3 protein-coding genes are annotated in these 4160 nt (G+C 56.9%); 1 reads left to right on the top strand and 2 read right to left on the bottom strand.

Translation table 11 applies throughout. The features are described 5' to 3' along the window. Positions 1–92: 92 nt before the first annotated feature. Together BO74_RS20625 and BO74_RS20630 are read right to left on the bottom strand one after the other, a co-directional pair. Complete coding sequence (locus tag BO74_RS20625) at positions 93–3239, bottom strand: RNA-directed DNA polymerase (RefSeq protein ID WP_496445207.1); 3147 nt, start codon at positions 3237–3239, stop codon at positions 93–95. Positions 3240–3306: 67 nt separating this feature from the next. After that, positions 3307–3531, bottom strand: a complete 225-nt coding sequence (locus tag BO74_RS20630; protein WP_496445209.1) for a hypothetical protein — start codon at positions 3529–3531, stop codon at positions 3307–3309. 397 nt (positions 3532–3928) lie between these two features. On the opposite strand from BO74_RS20630, the gene BO74_RS20635 reads away from it, so the two are divergent. Further along, positions 3929–4160, top strand: a 232-nt coding sequence (locus BO74_RS20635; RefSeq protein ID WP_496445211.1) for a transposase, incomplete at its 3' end; no start/stop codon positions are given.

The following is a 4160-nucleotide window of genomic DNA, read 5'->3' on the forward strand; positions in this document are numbered from 1 at the left end:
CAGCGTGTAGATCCCTTTCGGTAGTCGTTCCATCCTTGTCCTCCGTTCCTCACATTTTACGAAACGTTGGACTCCACTTTTTTCAGCCTACCTCACCTGCGGGGGCGCATAGGCTGAACGATTGCAATGCGCAAGGGCCTGTCTTGAAGCGGGGCGTGGTCGTCGGTCGGCACCACATACATGGGCGTCCTGCTTCGAACCCCGAACAGCGCTCGTTGCTCGGCAATCCTCTCCTCGAACAGTTCAAGAAGCTCGTCTGCAGTTCGGGCCGCACCCACTGCAGCGGCGTGGTTTGCACGAAACTCGACCCCCGGCCAGCGCAACAACGTCGACAGCAAACCCGATAACCACGGAGATACAGGCCCAGGCTCGTCCAGCAAACCGCGCCCCGAATTTAGCATTCCGAATCGTCGCTTGAACCAGCTGCTACGAAGACCCGTGTAGTGACCTACCTCCTCAGTTACCAGGTAGCGTCGGCTTGTGAAATCAAACTCGCCCGTCAATGCCGCGCGGAGAATTCGCCCCAAGCCATAGAGCCACGCCCGTTCCTTGTCTACCCAAGGTGGGCGGCGGTACAGAGGGCTTGCCACTTCACTCCATGCCAAAGGCTGCACGGACAAAAAATCTTTCGCATCGGGTAGCGCATGAACATTCGTCCAGTCGTCGCATTTGAGCGAAATATCCATTGCGCTCAAGCCCGCGCCCAGGTGCGCCTCGATGCCTTTCACGCTCAATAGAGCCTTACCAAGCATCAGAATCCCGTTCTCCTGGCCGAACACATTGTCCACTTCCATCATGATGTGCTGAAGCGGTCGGACACTCCGGCGAGCCGCGCCGGAGCGGCGTGACGATGCTCGTCGGCTGGTCTCAATCAATGAGGGTGGCACGTACTTGCGCCAGCGCGGAGACCTGGCACCTCCCCCTTTTAGCGCGGCCATCATAAGGTCTGGCCGGTGGAGAGAAACAGTCGTGACCACCTCCGCCTGAATCGCATCGTCCTTAGTCACCCTTAGGCATTCCGCCAACCAAGCGCCAAATCGCCTCGGATGGGGGTGCAACTGCTGCGCAACGAGCGCCACGGGAAGCATTGTCTTCAGCGTTTCGGAACTGGCGGGTTCGAACATCATCGCTCGAATGAGCGCCTTGTAGGGTTGCAACAATCCTAGGCTACTATCTGTATCTGCCGACGCAGCCAATGAAACGTCACCGATGGACGCTAGATACAAATGAGCCTGTTGCAGCAGGTACCACGGCGAGTTAGTACGTTCAAGAAGAACACGCCGAGCCAACCCGCCCAAGTCTTCCCGGTAACCGGCAATATCGACAGACTCCGGGTAGTCTTCTTCAGGACGAAACCCCGTTTCAACGGCACCCGCGCGCAGTAGGTCCGCAAGAACGTATTCAGCGACACGAACCTGCCTGTCCCGGGCCACATCGAGGCCATCTTGTGAGCAAAACAGCTTGATGCTTAGCGCCTCAGCAACCGGCGACAACAATTTGGGGTGCGGAAACAGGTCCAGTCCGCAGCGAAGCAGTAGCACCAGCGACGGATTGTCGGCCCAGCACTTGATAAGTTTTCGTGCGGTGGACTCAAACTCATGAGCCAGGACCATGCCATTGGTCACACGGTCGCTGAGCGCGTTGCCGGTATCTGCGTGCCCCAGGACATCGGTCATCGCCAAACGTTGGCGCATCAGCTGGGCCAAACGAGTAGCCACGAAGCGCTTAACGGTGTCGTCGCGAACATCTGCGCTCGGCACAGCGACGGTTGATAGAGCGAGGCGCGACGGCTTGGGCTCTTCGGCATCCTCAATCTGGTCCGACATCCATAACAGACCGTCTAGTCCTCCTGCCGCCTGAGCCAGAGATTCCAAGTCGAAGGTGCCGCTGAGCTCTGCATTCAGCACATCCATAAGCGCTGATATATTGCTTTGAGCAGAAATTGAACGGTACGGGGTCAAGGCTTGCTTGCCAGGCGACAGTTCAAGAACCTTTTGCGCTCCCAGACGTTCGCGATGGCTCTTGAGCGCGGCGGTGATGAACGATTCCACGTGCCTCAGAATTGCATCTTGTCCCGGACCTGCCGTGCCACTCGGGGCTTCGACAACGATGCGCATATCATCCACATACCGACAGTAATCCAGTAACTTGATGTCGCTACCAATGCAGGTTGCTTGAATTGCTGTTTGATGAAGTTCGCGGTCCAGCCTCAGTAAGTACGCATTCGCCAGAAAGCCTGACGCAACCAATCCCTGCGGCAACCCTAACTCCAGCTTTTCTGCGCCCTTGCCATAAATTAGCTCTGCGTGGGCGTGGTCTTCTGTCCGCCACTGCCAATCAAAGATGCGCTCGGCTCGCTGCCAGAATGCCTCATCCGAAGCCGACCTATTGGGCAGCCCAAGGTCCTGTCGGTACTCCGCCTCAATCCGACATAGTTCCCGCAAGAGAGCCGCTGAGTCGACCCTGTCAAAAAAAGACTTGATGTCGAGGGAAACAACAAACAGCTCGCGTCTTGGGGGTAACTGTGACTGCAGTTCCGCACAGACGCGACGTGGCCTAGCCAGAAATGCGCGATAGTCTTGAAAGTACTGTCGGTAGGTTCGACTGTTGCCCCACGAAAACTGGGCTTGCGACGGCGCGTTTAGTCTCTTGACCCAGTTGCACTGAAGGCGGTTGCCGTAACTCACTACCCCTCGCTCGCGTATCGCCTGGATATCTTTCTCCGACGTATCCCCCTGCGCTGTCTCGACCGCATCCGCCAGACACATCATCACGGCCGTTGCCAATGTCTGGTCCCGGATAGAAAGGTGTGCCAATGGGCGCAGCTTTTGAGCAATGTCGCTCGAAGCTGTATCTGTACCCTGCTCATCTACCTTGAGCTTGGGGCCCCAATCATCGAATGTGGGTTCCGAACCGAGGCTGTCGATGTCCAGGTCAAGCAAGTCCTCCAGCGATTGAACAACCGGGGTAGGCCGAAATTCCCACTTGGCTATCTTTGGCGCGGGAACCAGAAGTAGGTTATGGGGACGAAAATCATCCTGGCTGACATCCGCGCCCCAGTTCAGGAGCTGAACCTCTAGGTCGACCGTTGACGCGTCCAGCTCAAGTACATCGGCATACCAATTGTGGCGTCGAATGAATGTGTGGGATTTCTTCCAGGCCTGAGAGAGAACCACAACATCGGCAAGGCTACTCCCTTTCGGAACCAGCTCTGAGTACTCTTCCTTGACCACAGACATTCGGTATCTCCCCTTAGATTTTTTGTTTTCGCAGCTCTTGCATTCCCGAGACCGTTACCCTCACACGCTATTGGAGCCCCGGCAGTTCGGGCACAAGCTCACGCTTAAATAGCAGATTTTCGTCAGAGCCGGGCTCCAATTCCAACACAACGTACGGAGCCCCGCGGAGTTCTTCAGGAGGAGACGAAGTTGTAGTCACGATAAACTGAAACGCGACACCGCTATCCGTGGCCAGTTGTTCTGCTGCCTCGGCTGCCGCCAAGAAGAATTCTCGGTAAAGAACCTCACTCATGTCAGCCTCGCGTGGGCAGTCGTGAACCAGAAACCCCGGATGACTGCTTGCTTCGGATGTGGCCGAGTCAAGCAAGCACACAATGTCTCCAATGAGCACTTCCAGAACTTGGTAGGCCTCACCCCCTCGCGAAACTTCAAACGGTCGTTGCTCGTGGTCTTGCACGAATCGCGCGTACCCTGGCGCGCCGAGCAACCTCGCCGACAGGCATGCTGTCAGGGCTCTAATGGTGTCGGCACGCGAGGACTGCAGCGACCGACGGCTAAGCAGGGCTGACCGAAGACCATTCATCTCGCCTTCGAGCCTTGCCAAACGCTCGCGCTCGACAATCAATTTGAGGTAGGCTGAAAAAAGTGGAGTCCAACGTTTCGTAAAATGTGAGGAACGGAGGACAAGGATGGAACGACTACCGAAAGGGATCTACACGCTGGAATTTCGGGCGGAAGCGGTGAAGCTGGTGGAAGCGGAAGGGCTGTCGGTGGATGCGGCAGCGAAGCGCTTGTCGGTGCCAAAGAGCAGTCTTGGCAATTGGGTGCGGGCGTCGCGTACAGGCAACCTGGCGAAGGTTGGGCAAGGCCAGAGGGTGCCGACGGAAACGGAAATTGAACTGGCGCGACTGCGCAAGGAAT

This window comes from Propionivibrio pelophilus DSM 12018 (genome assembly GCF_059569095.1).

Coding starts and splice junctions, on each gene's coding strand:
- BO74_RS20625 (WP_496445207.1), bottom strand. CDS start 3,239: ATGTCTGTGGTCAAGGAAGAGTACTCAGAGCTGGTTCCGAAAGGGAGT.
- BO74_RS20630 (WP_496445209.1), bottom strand. CDS start 3,531: ATGAGTGAGGTTCTTTACCGAGAATTCTTCTTGGCGGCAGCCGAGGCA.